This is a genomic window from Paraburkholderia sp. SIMBA_054, from assembly GCF_046534875.1.
Lineage (GTDB): Bacteria > Pseudomonadota > Gammaproteobacteria > Burkholderiales > Burkholderiaceae > Paraburkholderia > Paraburkholderia hospita.
Genome location: NZ_JAWRXV010001799.1, coordinates 1 through 232, shown reverse-complemented (window position 1 = coordinate 232; position 232 = coordinate 1). Strand labels below are relative to the sequence as shown.

At 62.1% G+C, this 232-nt stretch carries 1 pseudogene; it reads right to left on the bottom strand.

The annotated features are described in order from the left end of the window. Positions 1-232, bottom strand: a pseudogene (locus SB822_RS61285) (acetamidase); the annotation flags it as partial.

Genomic DNA, 232 nt, shown 5'->3' with positions numbered 1-232 from the left:
AGGATAATCGATTGTCGGATGCATCACGCCGAAAGGATCGCGCTGCGGCGTCCAGCGGAAGTTGTAGACGGCGCGGGCGCAGGCGGTCTCACTGTCGGTTGCGTCCGCATCGAGCTCATAGATGGTGACGACCTCGCGCGGTTTCGGCTCGGTCAACAGCTCGCGATAGTGAAATCCCCACCACGCGGCAGCATTGCTGCCGAACGCACGGCCGGCGAATTTTGGATTGGCG